Origin of the sequence: Sphingomonas sp. 66-10 (assembly GCF_001897045.1) — a bacterium.
In the GTDB taxonomy this organism is placed as follows: Bacteria; Pseudomonadota; Alphaproteobacteria; order Sphingomonadales; family Sphingomonadaceae; genus Sphingomonas; species Sphingomonas lycopersici.
The window spans coordinates 7,601-7,842 of sequence record NZ_MKRR01000102.1; the positions used below are offsets into that span (position 1 = coordinate 7,601).

1 protein-coding gene is annotated in these 242 nt (G+C 70.2%); it reads left to right on the plus strand.

The annotated features are described in order from the left end of the window. The coding region (locus tag BGN95_RS09590) for a TSUP family transporter (protein ID WP_286772493.1) at nucleotides 1–242 on the plus strand (242 nt) is incomplete at both ends.

Consider the following 242-nt stretch of genomic DNA (forward strand, 5'->3'; position numbering starts at 1 on the left):
GCGACCGCCGGCGTCATCGGCGCCCTGTTCGGCTCTACCGCGGGCAAGGCCGTCGACGGCGGCAAGCTCCTGTTCCTGTTCGCACTGGTCATGGTCGTCGTCGGCGTCCTGATGCTGCGCGGGCGCGGTGACACGGGCAACCCGGGGGCGGAGTGCAACCGGGAAAAGGCGCCGAAGGTGCTGGGCTACGGCCTCGGCACCGGTCTGTTCTCGGGCTTCTTCGGCATCGGCGGGGGCTTTCT